Origin of the sequence: Halorubrum sp. Atlit-26R (assembly GCF_003666015.1) — an archaeon.
Lineage (GTDB): Archaea > Halobacteriota > Halobacteria > Halobacteriales > Haloferacaceae > Halorubrum.
Map to the genome: position 1 here is coordinate 1 of NZ_QPLT01000006.1, position 23,367 is coordinate 23,367.

Sequence of the window (23,367 nt, forward strand, 5' to 3'; positions counted from 1 at the left end):
CCCATCGCGGCGTTCGATCTCGCTCCACAAACGACAAGTCGATCCACGCGATACGTTCGCTGAGGCGCTCGGTTTCGGCCATAGACACTCTGAAGTCGAGCGCCTCATCCTCTAACTTAACGCGACGGGGGATTCGGCAGACGCTTATAAATTCTCAGTCGCTCAGCGTTACGCCGGTGACGGTAGATCGGTCAAGAACACCGCCAAAGCCCCAGTCGCGAGGCCGCCGTACGCTCGCTGTGCTCCTCGCTCAGTCACTCCGTTCCCTCGCTGCGGTGCTTGCGTCGCCTACGGCGGCCTCGCGACTGCCCCTTTGAGTCCCGCCCCGCACCGCACAGCAACCGCAGCCTCACGCCTCCCCAGCCTCGTCGGGCGCGTCCTGCGGGCTCCCTCCGGTCGCCCTCGCCGCGCCCGACTCCCTCGCGCGTGCGACATCGCGCCCTGCGGGCGCTCGTCGGCACGCGCCGACCGCACCGGCGCTCATTTATAAACGAACTCCGTTCCGCGCGCCCCAAAATCGGTGCGCTTCCGTCGACTCGCCCTCCGATCCGGATCGACGGCTGCCGGTCGCTTCGCCGGTGCTTCGACCGCGAACGGGCGATATCGGCCCGCACGCACGCGGACGCACAAGACTCAACGCTTATGAGGGGGCGGTCCAAACGCCAGCACGTTACGGAGACCTATATGAGCGATTGGATAGCGATTGGCGCCTTGGCGGTCGTCGGCCTGCTCATCCCGATAGCGATGATGACAGTGTCGGCGCTGCTCCGTCCGAGCGTGCCTGAGACCGGTAAAAGTACCACCTACGAGTCCGGCGAGACCCCGACGGGCGGGACGCGGATCCGGTTCAACATCCAGTACTACATGGTCGCGCTGTTGTTCGTCGTGTTCGACATCGAGACCGTGTTGCTGTTCCCGTGGGCGGTCATCTACCGTCCGGCCGTCCAGGCCGGCGTGCCGATGGCCGACCTGCTGTGGCCGATGTTGGCGTTCGTCGGAATCCTCGCGGTCGGACTCGTCTGGGCGTGGCGGTCGGGGGCGATCAGCTGGGCCCGCAGCCCCCGCGCGACCAGCAGAAAGACGACGGAGGACATCAACTAATGAGCAGCGATCAACCGTTTATCACCGACGATTCGCAAGTCGTAACCGAGACCAGAGACGCCAGGATGACCGGGCAGGGAGACCGGTTCAACTCCCGCCTGCGTGAGGCGTTCGGCTCCTCGCCGTTCATCCTCACCAAGTTCGACAAGTTCCTGAACTGGTGTCGGGGCTCCTCGATGTTCATGCTGCAGTTCGGTATCGCCTGCTGCAGCATCGAGATGATGCACACCTACGCGGTGAAACACGACCTCGACCGCTTCGGGTCGGGCGTCCCCCGCGCGTCGCCGCGGCAGGCCGACGTGATGATCGTCCCCGGGACGATCGTCTCGAAGTTCGCCCCGCGGATGAAGCGCGTCTACGACCAGATGCCCGAGCCGAAGTTCGTCGTCGGCATGGGCTCGTGTACCATCTCCGGCGGCCCGTTCCAGGAGGGGTACAACGTGATCAAGGGCGCCGAGGAGGTCATCCCGATCGACATCCACGTCCCCGGCTGCCCGCCCCGCCCCGAGGCGCTCGTGTACGGCGTCGTGAAGCTGCAGGAGCGCGTCGCCAACGGCGAGGCCGCGCCCGTCACGGTGAAGCCGTACGAGTTAGAGGAGTTCTCGGACCTCGAACGCGACGAACTCGTCGACAAGCTGACCGACCAGATAGACGACGACGAGCTCGTCATGCGGTACAACTTCGCTGATTCGCCATGAGCCTCGAACGACCAGACACCGTCGACGACGGCGCCGTCGAGCAGACGCCAGACGAGCTTGAGGCGCTGCTCGGCGACCTCGTCGTCGACCGCGACGACCACCTGAACGCGCCCGGCTTCGTCATCCGCCCGGACACCGTTCAGGAGACGCTTCGGACCCTGAAACAGGAGGCCGGCTACGACCACCTCTCGGTCGTCTCCGCACAGGAGTACGAGAACCGCTACGAGTCGATCTACCACCTGAAGAAGTACGACGACCCGACCCAGGAGGTCAGTATCGTCGTTCCCGCCGACAAGGACGACCCCGTCTCCGAGTCGGCCGAGCCCGTCTTCCGCACGGCCGACTGGCACGAGCGCGAGGCGTACGACCTGATCGGGATCGAGTACGACGACCACCCCGACCTGCGCCGGATCCTGCTGCCCGAGACCTGGCAGGGCCACCCCCTGTCGATGGACTACGACAAGGACCGGCCGCAGATCGCCACGCTGCCGGAGCACGCGAACCCGCTGGAGGACCACCACAAGGACGCCGAGTCCGACACGATGTTCCTCAACATCGGGCCGCACCACCCGGCGACCCACGGGGTCCTCCACCTGAAGACGGTCCTCGACGGCGAGCAGGTGGCCGACGTCGAGCCCGACATCGGCTACCTCCACCGCAGCGAGGAGCAGATGGCGCAGTCCGGGACGTACCGGCACCAGATCATGCCGTACCCGGACCGCTGGGACTACATCTCGGCGGGGCTGCTCAACGAGTGGGCGTACGCCCGCGCGGCCGAGGACCTCGCGGACATCGAGGTGCCCGAGTACGCGCAGGTCATCCGCACGATGGGCGCGGAGATGTGCCGGATCGCGGCGCACATGCTCGCGCTCGCCACGTTCGCGCTCGACATCAACGGCGACTTCACGGCGACGTTCATGTACGCCATCAACGACCGCGAGCGCGTCCAGAACCTCTTGGAGGACCTGACGGGCCAGCGGCTGATGTTCAACTACTTCCGGCTCGGCGGGGTCGTCTGGGACCTGCCGGAGCCGCGCGAGGAGTTCTTCTCGAAGACCCGGGACTTCCTCGACCAGCTCCCGGAGTCCGTCGAGGAGTACCACAACCTGATCACCTCGAACGAGGTGTTCCAGATGCGGACGATCGACACGGGCATCCTCCCGCCGGAGGTCGCGAAGAACTACGGCGCGACCGGGCCCGTCGCCCGCGGCTCGGGCGTCGACTACGACCTGCGCCGCGACGACCCGTACGGCTACTACGACGAGCTCGACTGGGACGTCGTCACCGAGGACGGCTGCGACAACTTCAGCCGCCTCCTCGTCCGGATGCGGGAAGTCGAGGAGTCCGCGAAGATAATCGAGCAGTGCGTCGACCTGCTCGAGGACTGGCCCGAAGACGAGCGGAACATCCAGGCGAACGTGCCGCGCACGCTGCGCCCGGACGACGACACGGAGATCTACCGCGCCGTCGAGGGCGCCAAGGGCGAGCTCGGCATCTACATCCGCGCCGACGGGACGGACAAGCCGGCCCGGTTCAAGATCCGGTCGCCGTGCTTCTCGAACCTCCAGACGCTGCCGGAGATGGCGAACGGGGAGTACATCCCCGACGTCATCGCCGCGCTCGGTAGCCTCGACGTCGTTCTCGGGGAGGTGGACCGCTGATGGGCACGGCGCCCGCGCAGCTGTTCCCCGAGTTCATCGTCGACACGCTCGGGCTCGACAGCGTCATCGGCGAGGTCGCGGCCTCGCTCGTCGCCGCGTTCGTCGTCGGCAACATCATCCTTGCGTTCACGGGCGTCGCGGGCCCGTGGGCGAAACGGAAGATCACGGCCGCGTTCACCGACCGGATCGCGGTCGACCGGATCGGCCCGTACGGGCTCCTAATCATCCCGGCGGCCGCGGTCCAGCTCCTCGCGAAGGAGCTCATCATCCCCGAGGGCGTCGACCGCCCCTCGTGGGACATCGCGCCGATCCTCCTGCCGGCGTCGGCGCTCCTGGGCTTCTCCGTCATCCCGATGGGGCAGCTCGGCCCGATCAACCTCCACCTCGCCGACCCGGAGGTCGGGTTCGCGCTGGTGTTCGCGTTCGCGTCGATCGCCTCGGTCTCGCTGGTGATGGCCGGCTACGCGTCGAACAACAAGTACTCGCTGCTCGGCGGGCTCCGCGCGGTCGCGCAGAACCTCGCGTACGAGATCCCGCTCATCGTCACGGCGATGTCGGTCGTGATCTTCTCGGGGACGCTCCAGATGAGCGGCGTCGTCGGCGCGCAGACGGAGACGCTGGTGACGATCGCAGGGGTCTCGATCCCGTCGTGGTACGCGTTCGTGAACCCGTTCGCGTTCGTGCTGTTCCTCACCGCGAACATGGCGGAGATCGGGCGGAACCCGTTCGACATCCCGGAGGCGCCGACGGAGATCGTCGCGGGGTACCAGACGGAGTACTCCTCGGCGTACTTCGTCCTCTTCTACCTCGGGGAGTTCGTCCACATCTTCCTCGGCGGCGCGATCCTCGCCGTGACGTTCCTCGGCGGGGCGTCCGGTCCGGGCCCGGAGAGCATCGGCTTCATCTGGTTCGTGGTGAAGATCTGGGGCTTCTTCCTGTTCACGCAGTGGGCCCGCGCGGCGCTGCCGCGCGTCCGCATCGACCAGCTGATCGAGATCGGCTGGAAGGGAATGCTGGTGCTGTCGTTCGCGAACCTGGTGCTCACGGCCGTAATCGTGGGGGTGATCGCCTGATATGATCGGACTCATGAAATCGATGGCGACGACGATGAAACACGCGCTGGACGGGACGACGTTCACGGTGGAATACCCGGAGGACGCGCCCGAGGTGAGCCCGCGGTTCCGCGGGGTCCACAAGTTCAGCCAGGAGCGGTGCATCTGGTGCCGCCAGTGCGAGAACGTCTGTCCGAACGACACGATCCAGATCGTTCAGGACGACCAGCGCAACGGCGAGCAGTACAACCTCCACATCGGGCAGTGTATCTACTGCCGGCTCTGCGAGGAGGTCTGCCCCGTCGACGCCATCCTGCTGACGCAGAACTTCGAGTTCACCGCCGACACGAAGGACGACTTCGTGTTCAACAAAGAACAGCTCAAGAACGTCCCGTGGTACAAGGGAATCGACCCGCTGGAGTCCCGCAACCCCGATCGCGGCGCGTGGATCGGGGAGGGCGACGGCGAGGTCGACTACCAGTAGCGGGCACGTCTCGAAATCTTCAAAGGGGTTCTCATAGGAGACAAACACAATGGTTTATGCTACCATCGCGTTCGGGCTGTTCGCCGCGGTCACGCTGGCGTTCGCCCTCGGGGTCGTCCTGGCGCGCGACGTGTTCCACGCCGCGCTGCTTCTGGGCGGAGCCCTCACGAGCGTCGCGGTGCACTACGTGATGCTGCGGGCGGAGTTCATCGCCGCCATGCAGATCCTCGTCTACGTGGGCGGGGTCCTCATCTTGGTCACGTTCGCCGTGATGCTCACGCGATCGGACACTGAAACGGAGGTGAGTAGCGCGTGAGCAACGACGAGAGCCGCGGCTCCCGGATCGCACCCGCGATCGCCGTGGGCGGGCTGTTCGCGGTGTTGGTCGCCGCGGTCAACGGGGCGACGTTCGGCTTCGGGGAGGTCGGCTTCCCGGCGGACGCTTCGGTCGTCCACAACATCGGGTACGCCCTCTTCAACCTCGCCGAGTACGAGCTCGGCGCGGTGCCGTCCGAGGGGTTCCTCGCGGCCTTCCTGATCGCCGCGGTCGCGCTCGACGTCGCGGTCGACGGCGCCGTCTACCTGGCGAAGCGCGAGGAGGACGACACGGTCGTCTCCGCGCTCGGGCAGGCGTTCACCGACGGGGGTGACCGCCGGTGACCGCCGTCGCCGCCTCGATCCCGCCGTCGTGGTACCTGCTGCTGGCGTCGGCCGTGTTCTGTATCGGACTGTTCGGCGTCTTGACGCGGCGGAGCGCGCTCTACTTCCTCATGAGCGTCGAGCTCATGATGAACGCGGCAAACATCAACTTCGTCGCGTTCGCGCTGTACTACGGCGACCTCACGGGGCAGGTGTTCGCGCTGTTCGTCATCGCGCTCGCAGCCGCGGAGGTCGCCATCGGCATCGGCATCATACTCGTGTTATACCGCAACTTCGGCACGACAGACGTGACTGTTCCCGCGGAGATGAGGTGGTAAGATGGTGAACGCATTCGCATACGTTCCGGCGATCGTGCTCCTCCCGTTCTTCTCGTTCCTGGTCGCGCTCGGCGCGGGCAGGTACCTCCCGAAGGGCGGCGCCTTCGGCGGCATCGCGGCCACGGCCGGCTCGTTCCTGCTGTCGGTCTGGGTCGCGGCGACCGTCGCGGGCGGGCGGGCGTACGACGAGACGCTGTACTACTGGGCGAGCGAGGGCGGCGCGGGGATCGGGCCGACCGACATCGAGCTCACGTTCGGCGTCCTGATCGACCCGCTGTCGGCGCTCATGCTCGTCATCGTGACGCTCGTGGCGCTGCTCGTCCACGTGTTCTCGCTCGGCTACATGAACGACGAGGGCGAGACGGGCCTGCCGCGCTACTACGCCGGGCTCGGCCTGTTCACGGCGTCGATGCTCGGCTTCGTCGTCGCCGACAACCTGCTGATGGCGTTCATGTTCTTCGAGCTGGTCGGGCTCTGCTCGTACCTGCTCATCGGCTTCCACTTCAGGGAGCCCGGTCCGCCGTCGGCCGCGAAGAAGGCGTTCCTCGTCACCCGCTTCGGTGACTACTTCTTCCTCGTCGGCGTCGTCGCGGTGTTCGCCACCTTCGGCACGGCGCAGTTCGCCGGTCCCGAGTCGTTCCCGGCGCTCGCCGACGCGGCGCTCAACGGCTCCGGGTCGGTGGCGTGGACGCCCGGCGGCCTCGACCTCGGCACGTGGCTGACGGTCGTCGGCCTGCTCGTCCTCGGCGGCGTCGTCGGGAAGTCGGCGCAGTTCCCGCTACACACCTGGCTCCCCGACGCGATGGAGGGCCCGACGCCCGTCTCCGCGCTCATCCACGCCGCGACGATGGTCGCGGCCGGCGTCTACCTCGTCGCGCGGATGTACGGCTTCTACGTGCTGACGCCGACGACGATGGCGGTCATCGCCTTCGTCGGCGGCTTCACGGCCCTGTTCGCGGCGACGATGGGGGTCGTGAAAGACGAGCTGAAGCAGGTGCTCGCGTACTCCACCATCTCGCAGTACGGCTACATGATGCTCGCGCTCGGCGCGGGCGGGTACGTGGCCGCCGTCTTCCACCTCACCACCCACGCGTTCTTCAAGGCGCTGCTGTTCCTCGGCGCCGGGTCGGTCATCATCGCGATGCACCACAACGAGGACATGTGGGACATGGGCGGGCTGAAATCGAAGATGCCGGTGACGTACTACACCTTCCTCGCCGGCTCGCTGGCGCTCGCGGGGATCTTCCCGTTCGCCGGCTTCTGGTCGAAAGACGAGATCCTCTACGAGGCGCTCGTCCACGGCCTCAACGACCCGCTGCTGCTCGGCGGCTACCTGATGGGACTGCTCGCGGTGCCGGTCACAGCGTTCTACACCTTCCGGATGGTGTTCCTGACCTTCCACGGCGAGCCCCGCAGCGACACCGCCCGCGACCCCGAGTCCGTCCGCTGGAACGTGAAGGGCCCGCTGACGGTCCTCGGCTCGCTCGCGGTCGTCACCGGCCTCATCAACATGGTTCCGGTCCAGAAGGTGCTCGGACTGGAGGGGATCGACCTGCTCCACCGCTGGCTCGACAACGAGTGGGGCGGAATTGAAGGACTCTCCTCGCACCACTACGCCGACATCGGCCCGTACAGCAGCGCGTACCTCGTCGGCGGTGAGGTCGGAACCGTCCTCGTCGGCGCGGCCGTCTCGCTCGGCCTCGCGCTGCTCGGACTCGGACTCGCCTGGCGGCTCTACAACGTGCCGTCGCCGACGGAACACACCGCCAAGCTCGGCGGGATCAAAGACGTGCTGTACAACAACTACTACCTCGACGAACTGCAGGTCTGGCTCGCGTATCGGACGGAAGACGTCGCTGGCGGCGCGAACACCTTCGACCAGGGGATCATCGACGGCGTCGTGAACGGCGTCTCGTCGGTGAGCCTGACCGGCGGCGGCCGGATCCGGAAGCTCCAGTCGGGGGTCGTCTCGCAGTACGCCGCGCTGCTCACCTTCGGACTCGTCGCGCTGCTGCTCGTGCTCGGCGCGACCGGGGGGTGGTTCCTGTGATACTCGAAGCGCTCATGGCGGCCGCGTTCGTCGGCGCGCTGACGGTGTTCCTCGCGCCCGACGAGTGGGCCGGCCGGCTGGCGTTCGCGATCAGCCTGATCCCGTTCGTCGGCAGCCTCTACCTGTGGTCCGGCTTCGAGGCCGGCGGCAACGCGCTGCTCGGCGGCGAGATCGCGTACGCGACGCAGATAGAGTGGCTCGAAGTGGGCGGTCGCAGCGTCTCGTGGTTCGTCGGGCTCGACGGGATCAGCCTCCCGCTGTTCGTGCTCACGACGTTCCTCGTGCCGCTGGCGATCCTCAGCGCGTGGACGCCCGTCGACGCGCGACAGAGCCAGTTCTACGGCCTCATGCTGTTCATGGAGGCGAACCTGCTCGGCGTGTTCGCCGCGCTCGACTTCTTCCTCTGGTTCGTCTTCTGGGAGGCCGTGCTGGTCCCGATGTACTTCCTCATCGGGATCTGGGGCGGCCCGCGCCGCAAGTACGCCGCGATCAAGTTCTTCGTCTACACGAACGCGGCGTCGCTGTTGATGTTCATCGGCTTCATGAGCCTCGTGTTCGCGCTCGGCGACTCGGTGTCGTCGTTCGCGCTGCCCGAGATCGCGCAGGCGATCGCCGCGGGTGACTTGGGGACGTGGTTCGGCATCCCGCCGGACCGGGTCGCGATGGTCGCGTTCCTCGCGATGTTCCTCGGATTCGCGGTGAAGGTCCCGATCGTGCCGTTCCACACGTGGCTCCCGGACGCCCACGTTCAGGCGCCGACGCCCGCGTCGGTGCTCCTGGCCGGCGTCCTCCTGAAGATGGGGACGTACGCGCTGCTCCGGTTCAACTTCACGATGCTCCCGGAGCAGGCATCGATGCTCGCGATACCGATCGCGGCGATCGCCGTCATCAGCGTCATCTACGGCGCGATGTTGGCGTTGGCACAGAAGGACCTCAAGCGGATCGTCGCCTACTCCTCCGTCTCGTCGATGGGCTACGTCATCCTCGGGCTGGTCGTCTTCACCGAGTACGGTATCGGCGGCGCGACGTTCCAGATGGTCGCGCACGGCCTCATCTCGGGGCTGATGTTCATGGCGGTCGGCGTCATCTACAACGCGACCCACACCCGGATGGTCGGCGACATGGCCGGCATGGCCGACCGGATGCCGGTCACCGTCGGCATCCTCGTCGCCGGCGCCTTCGGCTACATGGGACTGCCGCTGATGGCCGGCTTCGCGGGCGAGTTCTTCATCTTCGTCGGCTCGCTGTCCGCGCCGGCGCTCCCGTATGCGCCGGTGTTCACGGCGCTGGCGATGTTCGGCATCGTCATCGTCGCCGGCTACCTGCTGTCGGCGATGCAGAGCACGCTGTTCGGCCCGTTCGAACTCGAGACCGATTACGAGGTCGGCCCCGCGGCGTTCCACGACGTCGCCCCGCTCGCGGTGCTGCTGGTGGCGATCATCGTGCTGGGCGTCGCGCCCGACATCTTCTTCGAGATGATCCGTGACGCTGCCGTTCCCGTGGTCGAGGGGGTGACGATCGATGGTTAACGGACTGCCCGCCGTGACGGCGCTGCTGCCGGCGCTGATCCTGGCGTTCACCGGTCTCGCGCTGCTGTTGGTCGACACGGTCCGTCCGGACGCGCGGTCGAACACGTCGATGGCGGTCGTCGGCGCGTTCGGCTCGCTCGCCGCGCTCGCGGCCACCGTCTGGCTCACCGCGAGCGGCGGCGTGAGCCCGGACGGCGGCGCCGTGCTCCTGTTCGCCGACGCGATCAAGGTGGACACATTGGCGTTATTCTTCACCGCCATCTTCGCGTCGGTGACCGCGCTGGTCCTCGTCGCCGCGCACGACTACTTCCACGACCACGCCAACCCGGCGGCGTTCTACTCGCTGGTCACGTTCGCCGCGACCGGGATGGCGCTGCTCGCGGTCGCGAACTCGCTCGCGGTCGTGTTCGTCGCCTTAGAGATGGTGTCGCTGCCGTCGTACGTGCTCGTCGCGTACCTCAAGCAGGACCGCGGGAGCGTCGAGGCGGGGATGAAGTACTTCCTCGTCGGCGCGCTCTCGTCGGCGATCTTCCTGTTCGGCATCTCGCTCGTGTACGCCGCGACGGGGTCGCTCATCCTCGCCGACATCGCGTCGGCCTCGATCGAGGGGCTCGCCGGCGTCCTCGGCGTCGGCGTCGTGATGATGATCGGCGGCGTCGCGTTCAAGACGGCCTCCGTCCCGTTCCACTTCTGGGCGCCGGAGGCGTACGAGGGCGCGCCCGCGCCGGTGAGCGCGTTCCTCTCGTCGGCCTCGAAGGCCGCCGGGTTCGTCGTCGCGTTCCGCGTGTTCACCGAGGCGTTCCCGCTGGAGATGGCGGTGTCCGCGAACGTCGACTGGATGCTCGCCTTCGCTATCCTCGCGGCCGTCACGATGACGCTCGGTAACTTCGCGGCCGCGGTTCAGGAGGAGGTCAAGCGCATGCTCGCGTACTCCTCCATCGGGCACGCCGGGTACGCGCTCATCGGCGTCGCCGCGCTCACTGTCGACGGGCCCGCCAACGGCACCGTCATGGGCGCCGCGATGGCCCACCTGCTCGTCTACGGGTTCATGAACACCGGCGCCTTCCTCTTCGTCGCGATGGCGGAGCGGTGGGGGGTCGGTCGCACCTTCGAGGACTACGCCGGGCTCGCGCGCCGCGCGCCCGTCGCCTCGACGGCGATGGCCGTGTTCATGTTCTCGCTGGCTGGGCTCCCGCCGTTCGCCGGGTTCTTCTCGAAGTACTTCCTGTTCCAGGCGGCCATCGACAACGGCTTCCTGTGGCTCGCCGGCCTCGGCGCGATAAACAGCGTCGTCTCGCTGTACTACTACAGCCGGGTCGTGAAGGCGCTGTGGCTCGACGACCCCGAGTCGTCGAGCGCGCTCGACGCGATCGACGTGCGGCCGACGGCGCTGTACGCCGCGGTTATCTTCGCGGCGGTCGCGACGGTGCTGCTCTTGCCCGGCTTCGGCCCCGTCATCGAGACGGCCGAGGCAGCGGCCTCCGCGCTGTTCTGAGCGGCCGCGGGACTTCCTTCCTTTCGACGTACTCGACGCCCGCAGCGACCGCTCCGCGCCCGCCGGGTTCCGATCCCCGAGCCGCGCGCCGCCGCCCACAGATACTCGTTCGTCCGGCACCTCGGTGATCGCGTGTCTCGGACTCGCACCTATCGATGTCTGAACTGCCTCGACGCGACCGTCACGCGGTCGTTCGACACGTCGCACCTCTCGCGGACCTGTCCGAACTGCGGCTCGTTCGAGCGGTTCGCGAACGAGGCGGTGATCGAACGGTTCGAGTCGCTGGAGGCGTCGCCGCCGGCGGATATCGACTGGGACCGCTTAGAGCGCCGCGAGAAGCTGCTGGTCGCCGAGCGGCTCGCTCGCACTGACAAGGAGATCGGGGACTTCGACGTGGTCGGCGACGGCTCCGACGAGGCGGACCCCGGCGCCGAGGCGTAGCGCCGCCCGGCGCTACCGCGCGTACAGCTTGCCGCCGACGAGGTCGGCGAGTCCGACTCCGTCGCCGGGCGTGACCGCCACGTAGGGGTGGTCGACCGGCCCGAACACGTCGACGACGCGGCCGACCGTCGAGAGCGACTCGTCGACGACGCTGGCGCCGATTCGGGGGGGCTCGGCGTCGGGGTCGCCCCGGGCGATCGCGAGTCCGCCGGCCGTGCGGACGACGGTACCGACGCGCCGCACGGTTACTCCCGAAGCACGCCGAGGTACGCGGCGATCGCCTGAACGAGGTCGTTCTTCGCGGTGTCCTCGGTGCCCTTGACGGCCACGTAGCCGCGGGCCTCGAACTCCCGGGAGTACGTCGCGTCGCGCTCGACGACCGCGTCGTAACCGACCTGCTGGACGGCCTTCGCGATCTCGTCGACGGTCGGCGCTTCGACCGCCAAGTCCGTCGGGACGCGGCGGCCCTCCGAACGGGACAGCTCGGCGTCGAAGTAGGCGGGGTAGACGACGTTCTCGACCATACCGGATACCCTCGCGCGCGGCGTAAGGTCGTTTCGGACCGGCGCGCGTCCGACGGCCGCTCAGCCGGTGCGGAACTCGAAGCGGGCCCCGCCGTCCGCGCCGGCGAGCGCGTGGGCGGTCCAGCCGTGGGCCTCGGCGATGCGCTCGCTGATGGCGAGCCCGAGCCCCGTGCCCGACTCGTCGGTCGTGAACCCGCTCTCGAACACGCGGTCCAGGTCCTCCTCCGGGAGCCCGACGCCGTCGTCCTCGACGTAGAAGCCGTCCGCGGGACTCCCGTCGTCCGCGCCGAAAGTCCCCGCCCCGACCCGGACCGTGAGCGGGGCGTCGGGGGAGTCGCGGCCGCTCGTGGAACCGTGTTCCACGCTGTTCCGGAAGACGTTCTCCAACAGCTCGCGCAGCCGAGTCCGGTTCGCCGCCAGCGTCCCGTCGGCCTCGATCGTTAGGGTCGCGTCGCCCGTGTCGACGCTCTCCCAGGCCTCGCGGGCGACCGCGTCCAGCGAGACCGACTCGGTCTCCCCGACCGACCGCCCTTCCCTGGCCAGCGAGAGGAGGTCGGCGACGAGCTCGTCCATCCGGTCGATCGCGTCCGCGGCCTTTTCGAGGTGGTCGACGTCGCCCGTCTCCCGCGCGAGTTCGACGTACCCCTCCGCAACCGACAGCGGGTTCCGGAGGTCGTGGGAGACGATGGAGGCGAACTCGTCGAGCCGCTCGTTCTGCCGCCGGAGGGTCTCCTCGCGCTCGCGCCGGTCGGTGACGTCGGTGTAGATGGCGTATCCCGCCGCGTTGGCGGCGCCGAGGCGGATCGGGATGACGTGGAGGATGAAGTGCCGCGGCCCGTCGGCGGTGATCCGAGTCACCTCCCGCCGGACGTTCTCGCCCCGCCGGAGCTGCTCGTTGAGCTCCTCGGCCTCCGTGTCGGCGTCCGGGGGAACGATGTAGTCGTCGATGGACTCGCCGACCACCGTCTCCGGCTCGTACCCGAACGTCGCCTCGAACGCCTCGTTCACCTGTCGGACGACCGGGTCGCCGTCGACGTAGTCGTAGGCGACGGCGGGGTCCGGGACGTTCGTGAACAGCGCGAGCAGCCTGTCGCGTTCGGTCCGAAGCGTCTCCGTCACCGCGATCCGATCGAGAGTCTCCTCGAGGTGGGAGGCGAGCAGCTCCGCGAGCCGGCGGTCGGCGTCGTCGAACTCGGCGCCGCTTCCGGTGTCGTCGCTCGCAAGCTGGAAGACGACGTCGTCGCCCACAGGGACGGTGAGGACCGTGTCGAACCGGCTCTCCGGGTTCGGGTTCGGCGCGATGGATGCGTCGCCGGTCTGGACGGCCCTGCCGGCCACGCCGCTCCCGACGCGGACGCGGTTACAGTCCTCGACTGGCGTCCCGCTGGAGGCGACCACGGGTTCGACCCACTCCCCGTCCCGGACCGCGACAACGCTCTGGTACCCGGGGAACACCTGCTCGGCGACCGCGATGGCCGCCCGGTGGGCCTCGTCGACAGACCTGACGGCGGCGAGCTCCGCCATCCCGGCGTTGAGCTGTTCGATCCGCGAGGGGGTCCGGGCCGGTTTCGATCGGACGACCGACCGGCGGTCGCGGGCGAGCAGCCACGACACCGTCTCCGAGAGCGCCTCGGGCGTGCCCGCGACCGCGTCCACGAGCGGGTCGGTCGCGATCCGACCCGTCGGGTCGTCGGCGTACGCGACCACGGCGCCGACGCGGTCGACCGGCCGGACCCGTTCGAGCCCCGCCTCGTCGACGACGACCGTCACGTCGGCCCCGGCGAGCCGCGCCTCGTCTACTCGGTCCGGGGCGGCGGCGTGCGTCTCGACCGCACCGCAGTCGTCGGAGTCGCGGCGCTCGGCGCCGAGGTGGGTCCCGAGCTCGCCGGCGAGTTCGGGATCGTCGTCGAGCACGAGGACCGAGGCGTGCTCGCCCAACGCAGAAGTCACGATTGTACGTGAAAGGCCGCGCAGAGAGTATAAATCTTCTTACCGATCGCCGGAACGCGGCGCAGTCGTCCGTTTCCGACCGATCGCGGCGTTCCCGGCCGTCCGCGCATTCGGTCGCCGTCGCTCCGTCCGGAAACCCCCCGTCGAGCCCGTCTCGCGGCGGCGAGCGGCGCCGTCGGGCCCGACGAGCGACCCCGGAACCCTTTTGGAGCAACACGGGCCACGTTCGTGTAATGAGCGATCTCGAAGCGGAGTACCGTCTCGACTACTTCGAGGAAGAAGGGTTCGAGCGCAAGGAATGCACCTCCTGCGGCGCGCACTTCTGGACCCGCGACGGGGAGCGAGAACTGTGCGGGGAGCCGCCCTGCGAGGACTACAGCTTCATCGACGACCCGGGCTTCCCGGAGACTCACTCGCTGTCAGAGATGCGCGAGGCGTTCCTCTCCTTCTTCGAAGACCACGGCCACGAGCGGATCGACCCCTACCCGGTCGCCGCGAACCGCTGGCGCGACGACGTCCTCCTGACGCAGGCGTCCATCTACGACTTCCAGCCGCTCGTCACCTCGGGGCGGACGCCGCCGCCCGCGAACCCGCTGACGGTTTCCCAGCCCTGTATCCGGATGCAGGACATCGACAACGTCGGCAAGACGGGCCGCCACACGATGGCGTTCGAGATGATGGCCCACCACGCGTTCAACACGCGCGAGGAGGTCGAAGAGGACGAGTACGCCTACCACGGCGAGGTGTACTGGAAAGACGAGACGGTTCAGTACTGCGACGAGCTGTTCGAGTCCCTCGGCGCCGATCTGGAGGAGATCACCTACATCGAGGACCCGTGGGTCGGCGGCGGCAACGCCGGCCCCGCCATCGAGGTGATTTATAAGGGAGCCGAGCTGGCGACGCTCGTCTTCATGTGTATGGAGCAGGACCCGGACGGCGACTACGAGATGAAGGACGGCAACTCGTACTCGTTCATGGACACGTACATCGTCGACACCGGGTACGGGCTCGAACGGTGGACGTGGATGAGCCAGGGGACCGCGACGGTGTACGAGGCGATCTACCCGGACGCCATCGACTTTTTGAAGCACAACGCCGGGATCGACCACACCGAGGCGGAACGGGAGCTCGTCCACCGCGCCGCGAAGCTCTCCGGCCGGCTCGACATCGACGACGTCGACGACGTGGAGGCCGCCCGCGGGGAGATCGCCGACCGGCTCGACGTCGACGTCGGCCGGCTGCGCGATCTGGTCGAGCCGCTCGAATCGATCTACGCGATCGCCGACCACTCGCGGACGCTCGCGTACATGTTCGGCGACGAGATCGTCCCGTCGAACGTCGGGACTGGCTACCTCGCGCGGATGGTGTTGCGCCGGATGAAGCGGCTCGTCGACGAGGTGGGCGTCGACGCGCCCCTCGACGAGCTGGTCGACATGCAGGCCGACCGGCTCGGCTACGAGAACCGCGACACGATCCGCGAGATCGTCCGCAGCGAGGAGCGGAAGTACGAGCGGACCTTGGAGCGCGGCGCCCGGAAGGTCGAGCAGCTCGCCGACGAGTACGCCGGCACCGGCGAGCCGATCCCGACCGAGGAGCTGCTTGAGCTGTACGACTCCCACGGGATCCAGCCCGACATGGTCGCCGACATCGCCGACGAGCGCGGCGCGGCCGTCGACGTGCCCGACGATTTCTACGCGCTCGTCGCCGACCGCCACGAGGAGGGCGACGCCGCGGCGGCGGCCGACGAGCGCGACGAGCGGCTCGCCGACCTTCCCGAGACGGAGAAGCTGTTCTACGACGACCAGGGCCGCACGGAGTTCGAGGCGGTCGTCCTCGACGTGTTGGACGCCGAGGAGGGGTACGACGTCGTCTTGGACCAGACGATGTTCTACCCCGAGGGCGGCGGGCAGCCGGCCGACCGGGGCCAGCTCACGGTCGGCGAGACGACCGTCGACGTCACCGACGTCCAGGAGGTCGACGGGGTCGTCCTCCACCGCACGGACGCGGACCCCGGGAAGGGCGAGTTCGTCAGGGGGCAGGTCGACGGCGACCGCCGCGAGCGGCTCCGGGCGCACCACACCGCAACCCACCTGATCGGCCACGCCGCCCGCGAGGTGCTCGGCGACCACGTCCGGCAGGCGGGCGCACAGAAGGGGACCGACTCCGCGCGGCTCGACGTGCGTCACTTCGAGCGTATCACCCGGGAAGACGTGAAGGCCATCGAGCGCGTCGCCAACGAGCTGGTTCGCGACGACGTGCCCGTCCGGCAAGAGTGGCCCGACCGCAACGAGGCGGAGGCCGAACACGGCTTCGACCTGTATCAGGGCGGCGTCCCGCCGGGAACGAACGTCCGGCTGATCCACGTCGGCGACGCCGACGTCCAGGCCTGCGCCGGTACCCATGTCGACAGGACCGGTGAGATCGGCGCCGTGAAGGTGCTGAAGACGGAGCCCGTTCAGGACGGCGTCGAGCGGATCGCCTTCGCCGCGGGCGCCGCGGCGGTCGAGGCGACCCAGCGCACAGAGGACGCGCTGTACGACGCGGCCGACGCCCTCGACGTCGACCCGCTCGACGTGCCCGAGACGGCCGAGCGCTTCTTCGAGGAGTGGAAGGCGCGGGGCAAGGAGATCGAGTCGCTCAAAGAGGAGTTAGCGGCCGCGCGCGCCTCCGGGGGTGCCGACGCCGAGGAGGTCGAGGTCGCCGGGACGACCGCCGTGATCCAGCGGCTCGACGGCGACGCCGACGAACTGCGCGCGACCGCCAACGCCCACGTCGACGACGGGAAGGTCGCGGTGATCGGCAGCGGCGCCGGCGGCTCCGCGAGCTTCGTCGTCGGCGTTCCCGACGGCGTCGAGGTGAACGCGGGGCAGGTCGTCTCCGAACTCGCCGGGCGCGTGGGCGGCGGCGGCGGCGGCCCCCCGGACTTCGCGCAGGGAGGCGGCCCGGACGTCGACGCGCTGGACGACGCGCTCGAAGCGGCGCCGGACGTCCTCCGCAGCCTCCAAGAGGCCTGACGGCCCCAATCCGCGCACCACCACTCATCCATGCCCTACGCGACCAACGCCGGCACCGAGATCCGGTACGAGGTGGACGCGCCCGACGCCGGCCCGGACGACGAGGCCGTCGTGTTCTGCGGCGACGTCGGCCTTGGCGCCTGGCAGTTCGGGTGGCAACACGCCGCGCTGGCGGGCCCGCACACGGTGATCACTCCGGAGACGCGGGGCGTCGGCCGGTCGGACGCGCCGCCCGGCCCGTACACCGTCGCGGACCTCGCCGCCGACGTCGACACGGTCTGTGCGGCCGAAGGGATCCGCAACGCCCACCTCGTCGGCTACGGCCTCGGCGGGATGGTCGCGCTGACGGCCGCGCTGACGTCCTCGCGGCCGGCGAGTCTCGTCCTGATCGGGACGCCGCCCGCGGGCGACGCGTACAACCCCGCCGGCGTCTGGGCCGACCCGAGCGACCCGGCCGCGGTCGAGGGATCGCTGAACGGACTGCTCTCGACGGACTTCCGCGAGGCGCACCCGGACGCGCTCTCGCGGATCGCGGAGTGGCGGCTCGCCGAGGACGCCGACCGCGAGGCGTACGAGACGCACCGCGCCGCGGTCGCGGGGTTCGACCTCGCCGATTCGCTCTTCGAGGTCACAACGCCCGCGCTCGTCGTCCACGGGAACGACGACACCGCCTGTCCGGTCACGGCCGGAGAGACGCTCGCGGAGGGGCTCCCGCGCGGCGAGTTCCACTCGGTCGAGGGCGCCCGGCACCTCGTCGGGGTCGAGGCGTCGGCCGCCGTCAACGACCTGCTCGTCGGCTGGCTCGCGGAACACGCGAGCGCCGCGTTCGAGTAGGCGGTGCCGCGGCTCCGGTCCGGTCGCGGCACGGGCCGGATCGGAGCGTCCCCGTCGGCGGCCGACGCCTCCGGCGCCGCAACCGTTTTGTGACTCTCGGCTCTCCGTTCGGTCGATGACTCGCCTCCGGTTCGCCCTGTTGAACGCCGCCCACGACGGCGCGAACACCCGTCGGAACTTCCGCCGGGAGCTCGACGCCGACCTCGTCGAGTTCGACGCGGTCGACCGCGACCTCCCCGACCACACCGAGTTCGACGGCGTCGTCGTGACGGGGTCGCGCTCGTCCGTCTACTGGGACGAGGCGTGGATCCCGCCGCTCGTCGACTACGTCGCCGAGGCCGCCGATTCCGGCTGTCCCGTTCTCGGCGTCTGTTACGGCCACCAGGTGCTCGCGGAGGCGCTCGGCGGCCGCGTCGCGGGGATGGACGGGTTCGAGATCGGCTACAACGAGATCCGGCAGGTTCGCGAGGACCCGCTGTTCGACGGGATCGACGAGTCGTTCACCGCCTTCACGACCCACGGCGACGCCGTCGTCGAGCTCCCGCCGTCCGCGACGCTGCTGTCCGAGAACGACCGCGGCGTCCACGCGTTCCGCGACGGCCGCTGCTGGGGCGTCCAGTTCCACCCCGAGTACGACGCCGAGACCGCCCGCGAGGTGACGGACGGGAAGCGCGAGCAGATCGGCGACGCCCGCGTGGACGGCGTCTTAGAGTCGATCACCCCCGAGGCGTACGACGCCGCCTGCGAGGCGAAGGCGCTGTTCGAGAACTTCACCGCGTACGCCGAGCGGCTGGCGGCCGGGCGGTCGGAGCGGGCGGCCGCGGACGACTGAGCGGGGAGTCGGAGCGAGCGGACGGCCCCCGCGGTCGAGCGCCCCCGGTCGAACACCCTTATACGCCTGCCGGACCGATCCTCGGTATGAACGTAGTACCGGACACGAGCGCGGTCGTCGACGGCCGCGTGTCCGAACGCGTCGCGGACGGGACCTACGAGTCGGTCACCGTGTTCGTCCCGGAGGCGGTCGTCGGCGAGCTGGAGTCGCAGGCGAACGACGGGCTCGAATCCGGCTGGGACGGGCTGAGCGAGCTGAAGCGGCTCGCCGACCTCGCCGACGAGGGGACGATCGAGCTGCGGTACGTCGGCGAGCGCGCGAGCGGCGACGCCCGCTCGAACGCCCACGAGGGCGACGTGGACGCGCTGATCCGCGATCTGGCCGCCGACCACGACGCGACGCTTTTGTCCAGCGACGTGGTCCAGGCCGAGGTCGCCCGGGCGAAGGGCCTCGACGTCGAGTACGTCGAGCCCGTCGCCCGCGGCGTCGTCGACGAGCTCCCGATTCAGGAGTTCTTCACCGACGAGACGATGTCGGTCCACCTCAAGACCGGCACCGTCCCGAAGGCGAAGCGCGGGACCCTCGGCGAGATGCGCTACGTCGAGATAGCCGACGAGCCGACCGACGAGGAACAGATGCGCGAGTGGGCCAACTCGATCGTCGATCTGGCTCGCCAGTCGAACGAGGGATTCATCGAGCTCTCCGGCGACGGGATGGACATCGTCCAGTTCCGGAACTACCGGATCGCGGTGGCGCGGCCCCCCTTCGCTGACGGGATCGAGATCACCGCCGTCCGCCCCATCGCGAAGACGACGCTCGACGACTACGAGTTCGCCGACGAGCTTCGCGACCGGTTCACGGAGCGGAAGCGGGGCGTACTCATCTCGGGGTCGCCCGGCGCCGGCAAGTCGACGTTCGCGCAGGCGGTCGCCGAGTTCCTGAACGACAGCGACTACGCGGTGAAGACGATGGAGAAGCCGCGGGACCTCCAAGTCGGCCCGGAGATCACCCAGTACGGCGCGCTCGGCGGTGAGATGGAGAATACGGCCGACTCGCTCCTCCTCGTCCGGCCCGACTACACCATCTACGACGAGGTCCGGAAGACGAACGACTTCGAGGTGTTCTCGGACATGCGGATGGCCGGCGTCGGGATGGTCGGCGTCGTCCACGCCTCCCGCGCGATCGACGCGCTCCAGCGGCTCGTCGGCCGCGTCGAACTGGGGATGATCCCCCAGATCGTCGACACCGTCGTCTACATCGAGGCCGGCGAGGTCCACACCGTCTACGACGTGACCACGGAGGTGAAGGTCCCCGCCGGGCTCACGGCGGAAGACCTCGCTCGCCCGGTCATCCAGGTGTCGAACTTCGAGACCGGCCGGCCGGAGTACGAGATATACACGTTCAACCGGCAGGTCGTCACGGTGCCGCTGAACGAGGACGGCGACGGGGCCGAAGGCGAGAGCGGCGTCGGGCGCATCGCGAAAAAGGAGATCGAACGCGAGATCAAGTCGGTCGCGCACGGTCACGTCGACGTGGAGCTCAACGGCGACGACGAGGCGGTCGTCTACGTCACCGAGGGCGACATCGGCACCGTGATCGGGAAGGGCGGCGGCCGCATCGCCGACATCGAGAACCGGCTCGGAATCGACATCGACGTCCGAACGCACGACGAGAAGCCCGGCGGGTCGGGGGGCGGTGCCGCCGGCGGGGCGTCCTCGAACGGCCGGGGCGACGGGCAGGTCGGCGCCGAGCGCGGGACGGTGGTCGCGCCGGAGATCACCTCGCGACACGTCGTCATCGACGTCGACGACGGCGTCGGCGAGACGGTCGAGGTACGCGCCGACGGCGAGTACCTCTTCACCGCCACCGTCGGCCGCGGCGGCGAGGTTCAGGTCTCCCGCGGCTCCGCCATCGCCGAGGAGTTAGAGGACGCGATCGACCGGAACCGGACGGTGACGGTCGTCCCGGCGCGCTGAGGCGGGAGGCGACCGGCGACGGTGAGTCGTGACGACAACCGGCCGGCTCCGGCGCGCCGAGGCGACCCCGTTCGGCTGCGCCGCGCCCGGCTCGCGGACGTTTCCGAACCCTGTCACGTCGTCGTCCGACGCGGTGGCGTACCACGATCGACGTACCGTATTCCTCCTGAAAGATAACGCTTTTTTGCCGTTGGTCGGAACGACGTGGTATGGCCGATGAGTTAAAACGCGGGCTCGAGGGCGTCCTCGTCGCGGAGTCGGATCTGAGCTACGTCGACGGCGAGGTCGGGAAGCTCGTGTATCGCGGGTACGACATCGAGGACCTCGCGCGCGGCGCGAGCTACGAGGAGGTGCTGTACCTGCTGTGGCACGGCTCCCTGCCCAGCGCCGCGGAGCTCGACTCGTTCGCCGCCGACCTCGCGGCGGAGCGCGAGGTGGCCGACGACGTCATCGAGACGGTCCGCGCGCTCGCGGACGCCGGCGAGCGGCCGATGGCCGCGCTCCGGACGGCGACGTCGATGCTGTCGGCGTACGACCCCGACGGTGAGAGCGACGACGACGGCGAGGCCACCCTCCGTCAGGGCCGACGGATCACGGCGAAGATCCCGACGGTCCTCGCCGCGTTCGAGCGCGTCCGGCAGGGGGAAGAGCCGGTCGCTCCCGACCCGGACCTCTCGCACGCCGGGAACTTCCTCTACATGCTCACCGGGACCGAGCCCGACGCCGTGAGCGAGGAGACGTTCGACATGGCGCTCACGCTCCACGCCGATCACGGGCTCAACGCCTCCACGTTCACCGCGATGGTGATCGGTTCGACGATGGCCGACGTCTACTCCGGCGTCACCGGCGGCATCGGCGCGCTCTCCGGCCCGCTCCACGGCGGCGCCAACCAGGACGTGATGGAGGTGCTCCACGAGATCGACGCCTCCGCGAAGGACCCCGTCGAGTGGGTGAAAGACCGGCAGGACGACGGCGGACGCATCCCCGGGTTCGGCCACCGCGTCTACAAGGTGAAAGATCCCCGCGCGAAGATCCTCGAAGAGAAGCTCCGCGACCTCTCGGAGTCGTCCGGCGACACGAAGTGGCTCGACTACACCACCGCCATCGAGGAGTACCTCACCGACCAGGGGCTCGTCGAGAAGGGGATCGCCCCGAACGTCGACTTCTACTCCGGCTCCGTCTACGACTCGCTCGGCATCCCTGTCGACATGTACACGCCAATCTTCGCGATGAGCCGCGTCGGCGGCTGGATCGCCCACGTCGCCGAGTACCAGGAGGACAACCGCCTCATCCGCCCGCGCGCCCGGTACACCGGTCCCGAGGACGCCGAGTTCGTTCCCGTCGACGAGCGGTAGGCGGCGCGTTCCGTCGGTCGGCGCGCTTTTCTTTCCGCTCGGCGTCGCAGTTCCTCCGACGCCGCCTCAGACGTCGAGTCGCTCGCGGGCGAACTTCGTGAGCAGCGGGATGTCGTCGAGGTGAAGCAGCTTCGCCATCGCACCCTTATCGCCTTGGTTCGCCCGTTCGAGGGTGTTTTCCTCTGCCTCCTGAAGGTCGCGCATGAACCGGTCGTACCGCTCGTTGGGCGCGAGGTACAGCAGCCGCGTGAGCATCAGCCGCGCCTTCATCCGCGGGGCCACGTCGCGGTGCCAGAGCCGCTCGTACACCGCGAGGCTATCGGCGTCGAGGCGGCGCTCCGAGTCGGTGAGACAGCGGTCGACGGTGGCCGCCGCGGCGCGGGCTGACTTCATCCCCTTGTGGATCCCCTCGCCCCACAGCGGGTCGATGGTCGGCACGGTGTCGCCGATCGCGAGGAAGCGGTCCGTGTGCATCTCGTCGGGCATCTGGATGTGCGCGGAGCCGCGGTGGACCTTCCCGTCGATACGCTCGGCGTCGGCGAACCGCGGGTCGCGGCTCACCCAGTCGTCGAGGTAGCCGTCGACGGTCTTGCCCGCCTCGGCGAACTCCCGGTGGCGGTCGTTCTGGATGTAACAGATCCCGACCTTCGCGGTGTCCTCGCCGGTCGCGAAGATCCACGAGTAGCCGCCCGGCGCGATATCGTGGTCCAAGCGGAGCATCATCGCGCGACGGAGGTCCGCGTACTCGGGGTGGTTCATCTCGACGCCCTCCATCTCGTACTCGATCCCGATCGCCTGGTTCTCGCGTTCGAGGTCGACGACGTCGAGCGCGCTCGCGAGCGGCGCGGCCGGCCCGGTGGCGTCGATCACGACGTCGGCGTACACCTCCTCGTCGCCGTCGTACCGCACCCCTTCGATGACGCCGTCGTCGTCGAGGATCGGTCGCGAGACGCGCGCGTCGAAGCGGTACTCCGCGCCGTTGTCGCGGCCGTCCTCGACGAGGAACCGCTTGAACTCCGCGAACTCCAACACCGCCCCCGGCTGGTAGCTCTCGTAGTACTCGTTTGGCGACTCCAGCACGACGTCGTCGGTGTACGACATCACGACGTCGTCGGGGATCCCGAAGGAGGACATCATCGACGGGAACGTGCCCGCCGTCGACTTGTTGCTCTGTCGCGGGAACTCGTCTTCCGACTCCGTCTCCAAGACGACGACGTCGTAGTCGCGCGTCGCCAGGTCGCGGGCGCACTGCGCGCCCGCCGGACCGGCACCGGCGATAGCGACGTCGTAGCGGTCAACCATATACCCGTGAATACGGACCTACGTAATTAGGCTTGCTGAAACCGGTCGCGATCGACCGCAGGACCTCGCTGGCGCCGTATTTTGGCCGAAGG

21 protein-coding genes are annotated in these 23,367 nt (G+C 68.9%); 17 read left to right on the forward strand and 4 right to left on the reverse strand.

Going from position 1 to position 23,367, the window contains the following annotated elements; all coding sequences use genetic code 11:
* Positions 1–684 precede the first annotated feature (684 nt).
* The 12 genes from DVK07_RS08035 (at position 685) to DVK07_RS08090 (ending at position 11,488) form a co-directional block, all read left to right on the forward strand.
* Positions 685–1,101 carry an NADH-quinone oxidoreductase subunit A gene (locus tag DVK07_RS08035; protein ID WP_004596397.1) on the forward strand — a complete coding sequence of 139 codons (417 nt, stop codon included), beginning with the start codon at positions 685–687 and terminating at the stop codon, positions 1,099–1,101.
* Entirely contained in the window at positions 1,101–1,799 is a 699-nt protein-coding gene (locus DVK07_RS08040; RefSeq protein WP_121596571.1) for an NADH-quinone oxidoreductase subunit B, read from the forward strand. Before DVK07_RS08035 ends, DVK07_RS08040 begins: the two co-directional genes overlap by 1 nt.
* Positions 1,796–3,460: an NADH-quinone oxidoreductase subunit D gene (locus tag DVK07_RS08045; RefSeq protein WP_121596572.1), complete on the forward strand. Its 1,665-nt coding sequence runs from the start codon at positions 1,796–1,798 to the stop codon at positions 3,458–3,460. Before DVK07_RS08040 ends, DVK07_RS08045 begins: the two co-directional genes overlap by 4 nt.
* Positions 3,460–4,533, forward strand: a complete 1,074-nt coding sequence (locus DVK07_RS08050; protein WP_121596573.1) for a complex I subunit 1 family protein — start codon at positions 3,460–3,462, stop codon at positions 4,531–4,533. Before DVK07_RS08045 ends, DVK07_RS08050 begins: the two co-directional genes overlap by 1 nt.
* A 1-nt stretch (position 4,534) precedes the next feature.
* The gene (locus DVK07_RS08055) at positions 4,535–4,996 is read left to right on the forward strand and encodes an NADH-quinone oxidoreductase subunit I (RefSeq protein WP_006113010.1); all 462 of its coding nucleotides are present in this window, start codon (positions 4,535–4,537) and stop codon (positions 4,994–4,996) included.
* 49 nt (positions 4,997–5,045) lie between these two features.
* On the forward strand, positions 5,046–5,312 hold the full coding sequence (locus tag DVK07_RS08060) for an NADH-quinone oxidoreductase subunit J (protein WP_008440357.1): 267 nt from the start codon (positions 5,046–5,048) through the stop codon (positions 5,310–5,312).
* On the forward strand, positions 5,309–5,656 hold the full coding sequence (locus DVK07_RS08065; RefSeq protein ID WP_121596574.1) for an NADH-quinone oxidoreductase subunit J: 348 nt from the start codon (positions 5,309–5,311) through the stop codon (positions 5,654–5,656). The genes DVK07_RS08060 and DVK07_RS08065 overlap by 4 nt, the downstream gene beginning before the upstream one ends.
* Positions 5,653–5,973, forward strand: coding sequence for an NADH-quinone oxidoreductase subunit NuoK (nuoK, locus tag DVK07_RS08070; RefSeq protein ID WP_004596404.1), 321 nt, complete (start codon positions 5,653–5,655; stop codon positions 5,971–5,973). The genes DVK07_RS08065 and nuoK overlap by 4 nt, the downstream gene beginning before the upstream one ends.
* 1 nt (position 5,974) lies before the next feature.
* Complete coding sequence (nuoL, locus tag DVK07_RS08075; RefSeq protein WP_121596575.1) at positions 5,975–8,023, forward strand: NADH-quinone oxidoreductase subunit L; 2,049 nt, start codon at positions 5,975–5,977, stop codon at positions 8,021–8,023.
* Between the two features lie 14 nt (positions 8,024–8,037).
* Positions 8,038–9,552, forward strand: a complete 1,515-nt coding sequence (locus DVK07_RS08080; RefSeq protein ID WP_121596736.1) for a NuoM family protein — start codon at positions 8,038–8,040, stop codon at positions 9,550–9,552.
* A complete protein-coding gene (locus DVK07_RS08085) occupies positions 9,545–11,047 on the forward strand; it encodes an NADH-quinone oxidoreductase subunit N (RefSeq protein WP_121596576.1) in 1,503 nt (500 codons plus the stop codon). Before DVK07_RS08080 ends, DVK07_RS08085 begins: the two co-directional genes overlap by 8 nt.
* A gap of 132 nt (positions 11,048–11,179) precedes the next feature.
* On the forward strand, positions 11,180–11,488 hold the full coding sequence (locus DVK07_RS08090; protein ID WP_121596577.1) for a hypothetical protein: 309 nt from the start codon (positions 11,180–11,182) through the stop codon (positions 11,486–11,488).
* A 12-nt stretch (positions 11,489–11,500) separates the two neighbouring features.
* Here the strand turns inward: DVK07_RS08090 and DVK07_RS08095 are convergent, their stop codons facing one another.
* From DVK07_RS08095 to DVK07_RS08105, 3 genes are read right to left on the reverse strand one after another with little or no spacing between them, the layout of a single operon-like run.
* Positions 11,501–11,731 (reverse strand): H/ACA ribonucleoprotein complex subunit GAR1, encoded by a 231-nt coding sequence (locus DVK07_RS08095; RefSeq protein ID WP_121596578.1) that lies wholly within the window; start codon positions 11,729–11,731, stop codon positions 11,501–11,503.
* Between the two features lie 2 nt (positions 11,732–11,733).
* Entirely contained in the window at positions 11,734–12,012 is a 279-nt protein-coding gene (srp19, locus tag DVK07_RS08100) for a signal recognition particle subunit SRP19 (RefSeq protein ID WP_121596579.1), read from the reverse strand.
* 60 nt (positions 12,013–12,072) lie between these two features.
* Complete coding sequence (locus DVK07_RS08105; protein ID WP_121596580.1) at positions 12,073–13,962, reverse strand: ATP-binding protein; 1,890 nt, start codon at positions 13,960–13,962, stop codon at positions 12,073–12,075.
* A 233-nt stretch (positions 13,963–14,195) separates the two neighbouring features.
* Between DVK07_RS08105 and alaS the strand changes: the two genes are divergently transcribed.
* The 5 genes from alaS (at position 14,196) to citZ (ending at position 21,973) form a co-directional block, all read left to right on the forward strand.
* Positions 14,196–16,976 (forward strand): alanine--tRNA ligase, encoded by a 2,781-nt coding sequence (gene alaS / locus DVK07_RS08110; protein WP_121596581.1) that lies wholly within the window; start codon positions 14,196–14,198, stop codon positions 16,974–16,976.
* A 30-nt stretch (positions 16,977–17,006) separates the two neighbouring features.
* The gene (locus DVK07_RS08115; protein ID WP_121596582.1) at positions 17,007–17,810 is read left to right on the forward strand and encodes an alpha/beta fold hydrolase; all 804 of its coding nucleotides are present in this window, start codon (positions 17,007–17,009) and stop codon (positions 17,808–17,810) included.
* A 115-nt stretch (positions 17,811–17,925) separates the two neighbouring features.
* The gene (locus DVK07_RS08120; protein WP_121596583.1) at positions 17,926–18,642 is read left to right on the forward strand and encodes a type 1 glutamine amidotransferase; all 717 of its coding nucleotides are present in this window, start codon (positions 17,926–17,928) and stop codon (positions 18,640–18,642) included.
* Positions 18,643–18,728: 86 nt separating this feature from the next.
* Positions 18,729–20,618, forward strand: coding sequence for a PINc/VapC family ATPase (locus tag DVK07_RS08125; protein ID WP_121596584.1), 1,890 nt, complete (start codon positions 18,729–18,731; stop codon positions 20,616–20,618).
* 209 nt (positions 20,619–20,827) lie between these two features.
* Positions 20,828–21,973, forward strand: a complete 1,146-nt coding sequence (gene citZ / locus DVK07_RS08130) for a citrate synthase (RefSeq protein ID WP_121596585.1) — start codon at positions 20,828–20,830, stop codon at positions 21,971–21,973.
* 66 nt (positions 21,974–22,039) lie between these two features.
* Here the strand turns inward: citZ and DVK07_RS08135 are convergent, their stop codons facing one another.
* Positions 22,040–23,275 carry a digeranylgeranylglycerophospholipid reductase gene (locus DVK07_RS08135; RefSeq protein WP_121596586.1) on the reverse strand — a complete coding sequence of 412 codons (1,236 nt, stop codon included), beginning with the start codon at positions 23,273–23,275 and terminating at the stop codon, positions 22,040–22,042.
* Positions 23,276–23,367: the final 92 nt, after the last annotated feature.

What these genes read in the sequence shown, in the direction of transcription:
- DVK07_RS08080 (WP_121596736.1), top strand. Translation starts at nt 8,038, where the DNA reads ATGGCGGCCGCGTTCGTCGGCGCGCTGACGGTGTTCCTCGCGCCCGAC.
- nuoL (WP_121596575.1), top strand. Translation starts at nt 5,975, where the DNA reads ATGGTGAACGCATTCGCATACGTTCCGGCGATCGTGCTCCTCCCGTTC.
- DVK07_RS08135 (WP_121596586.1), bottom strand. Translation starts at nt 23,275, where the DNA reads ATGGTTGACCGCTACGACGTCGCTATCGCCGGTGCCGGTCCGGCGGGC.
- DVK07_RS08050 (WP_121596573.1), top strand. Translation starts at nt 3,460, where the DNA reads ATGGGCACGGCGCCCGCGCAGCTGTTCCCCGAGTTCATCGTCGACACG.
- DVK07_RS08055 (WP_006113010.1), top strand. Translation starts at nt 4,535, where the DNA reads ATGATCGGACTCATGAAATCGATGGCGACGACGATGAAACACGCGCTG.
- citZ (WP_121596585.1), top strand. Translation starts at nt 20,828, where the DNA reads ATGGCCGATGAGTTAAAACGCGGGCTCGAGGGCGTCCTCGTCGCGGAG.
- alaS (WP_121596581.1), top strand. Translation starts at nt 14,196, where the DNA reads ATGAGCGATCTCGAAGCGGAGTACCGTCTCGACTACTTCGAGGAAGAA.
- DVK07_RS08035 (WP_004596397.1), top strand. Translation starts at nt 685, where the DNA reads ATGAGCGATTGGATAGCGATTGGCGCCTTGGCGGTCGTCGGCCTGCTC.
- DVK07_RS08045 (WP_121596572.1), top strand. Translation starts at nt 1,796, where the DNA reads ATGAGCCTCGAACGACCAGACACCGTCGACGACGGCGCCGTCGAGCAG.
- DVK07_RS08125 (WP_121596584.1), top strand. Translation starts at nt 18,729, where the DNA reads ATGAACGTAGTACCGGACACGAGCGCGGTCGTCGACGGCCGCGTGTCC.
- DVK07_RS08115 (WP_121596582.1), top strand. Translation starts at nt 17,007, where the DNA reads ATGCCCTACGCGACCAACGCCGGCACCGAGATCCGGTACGAGGTGGAC.
- srp19 (WP_121596579.1), bottom strand. Translation starts at nt 12,012, where the DNA reads ATGGTCGAGAACGTCGTCTACCCCGCCTACTTCGACGCCGAGCTGTCC.
- DVK07_RS08120 (WP_121596583.1), top strand. Translation starts at nt 17,926, where the DNA reads ATGACTCGCCTCCGGTTCGCCCTGTTGAACGCCGCCCACGACGGCGCG.
- DVK07_RS08060 (WP_008440357.1), top strand. Translation starts at nt 5,046, where the DNA reads ATGGTTTATGCTACCATCGCGTTCGGGCTGTTCGCCGCGGTCACGCTG.
- DVK07_RS08040 (WP_121596571.1), top strand. Translation starts at nt 1,101, where the DNA reads ATGAGCAGCGATCAACCGTTTATCACCGACGATTCGCAAGTCGTAACC.
- DVK07_RS08085 (WP_121596576.1), top strand. Translation starts at nt 9,545, where the DNA reads ATGGTTAACGGACTGCCCGCCGTGACGGCGCTGCTGCCGGCGCTGATC.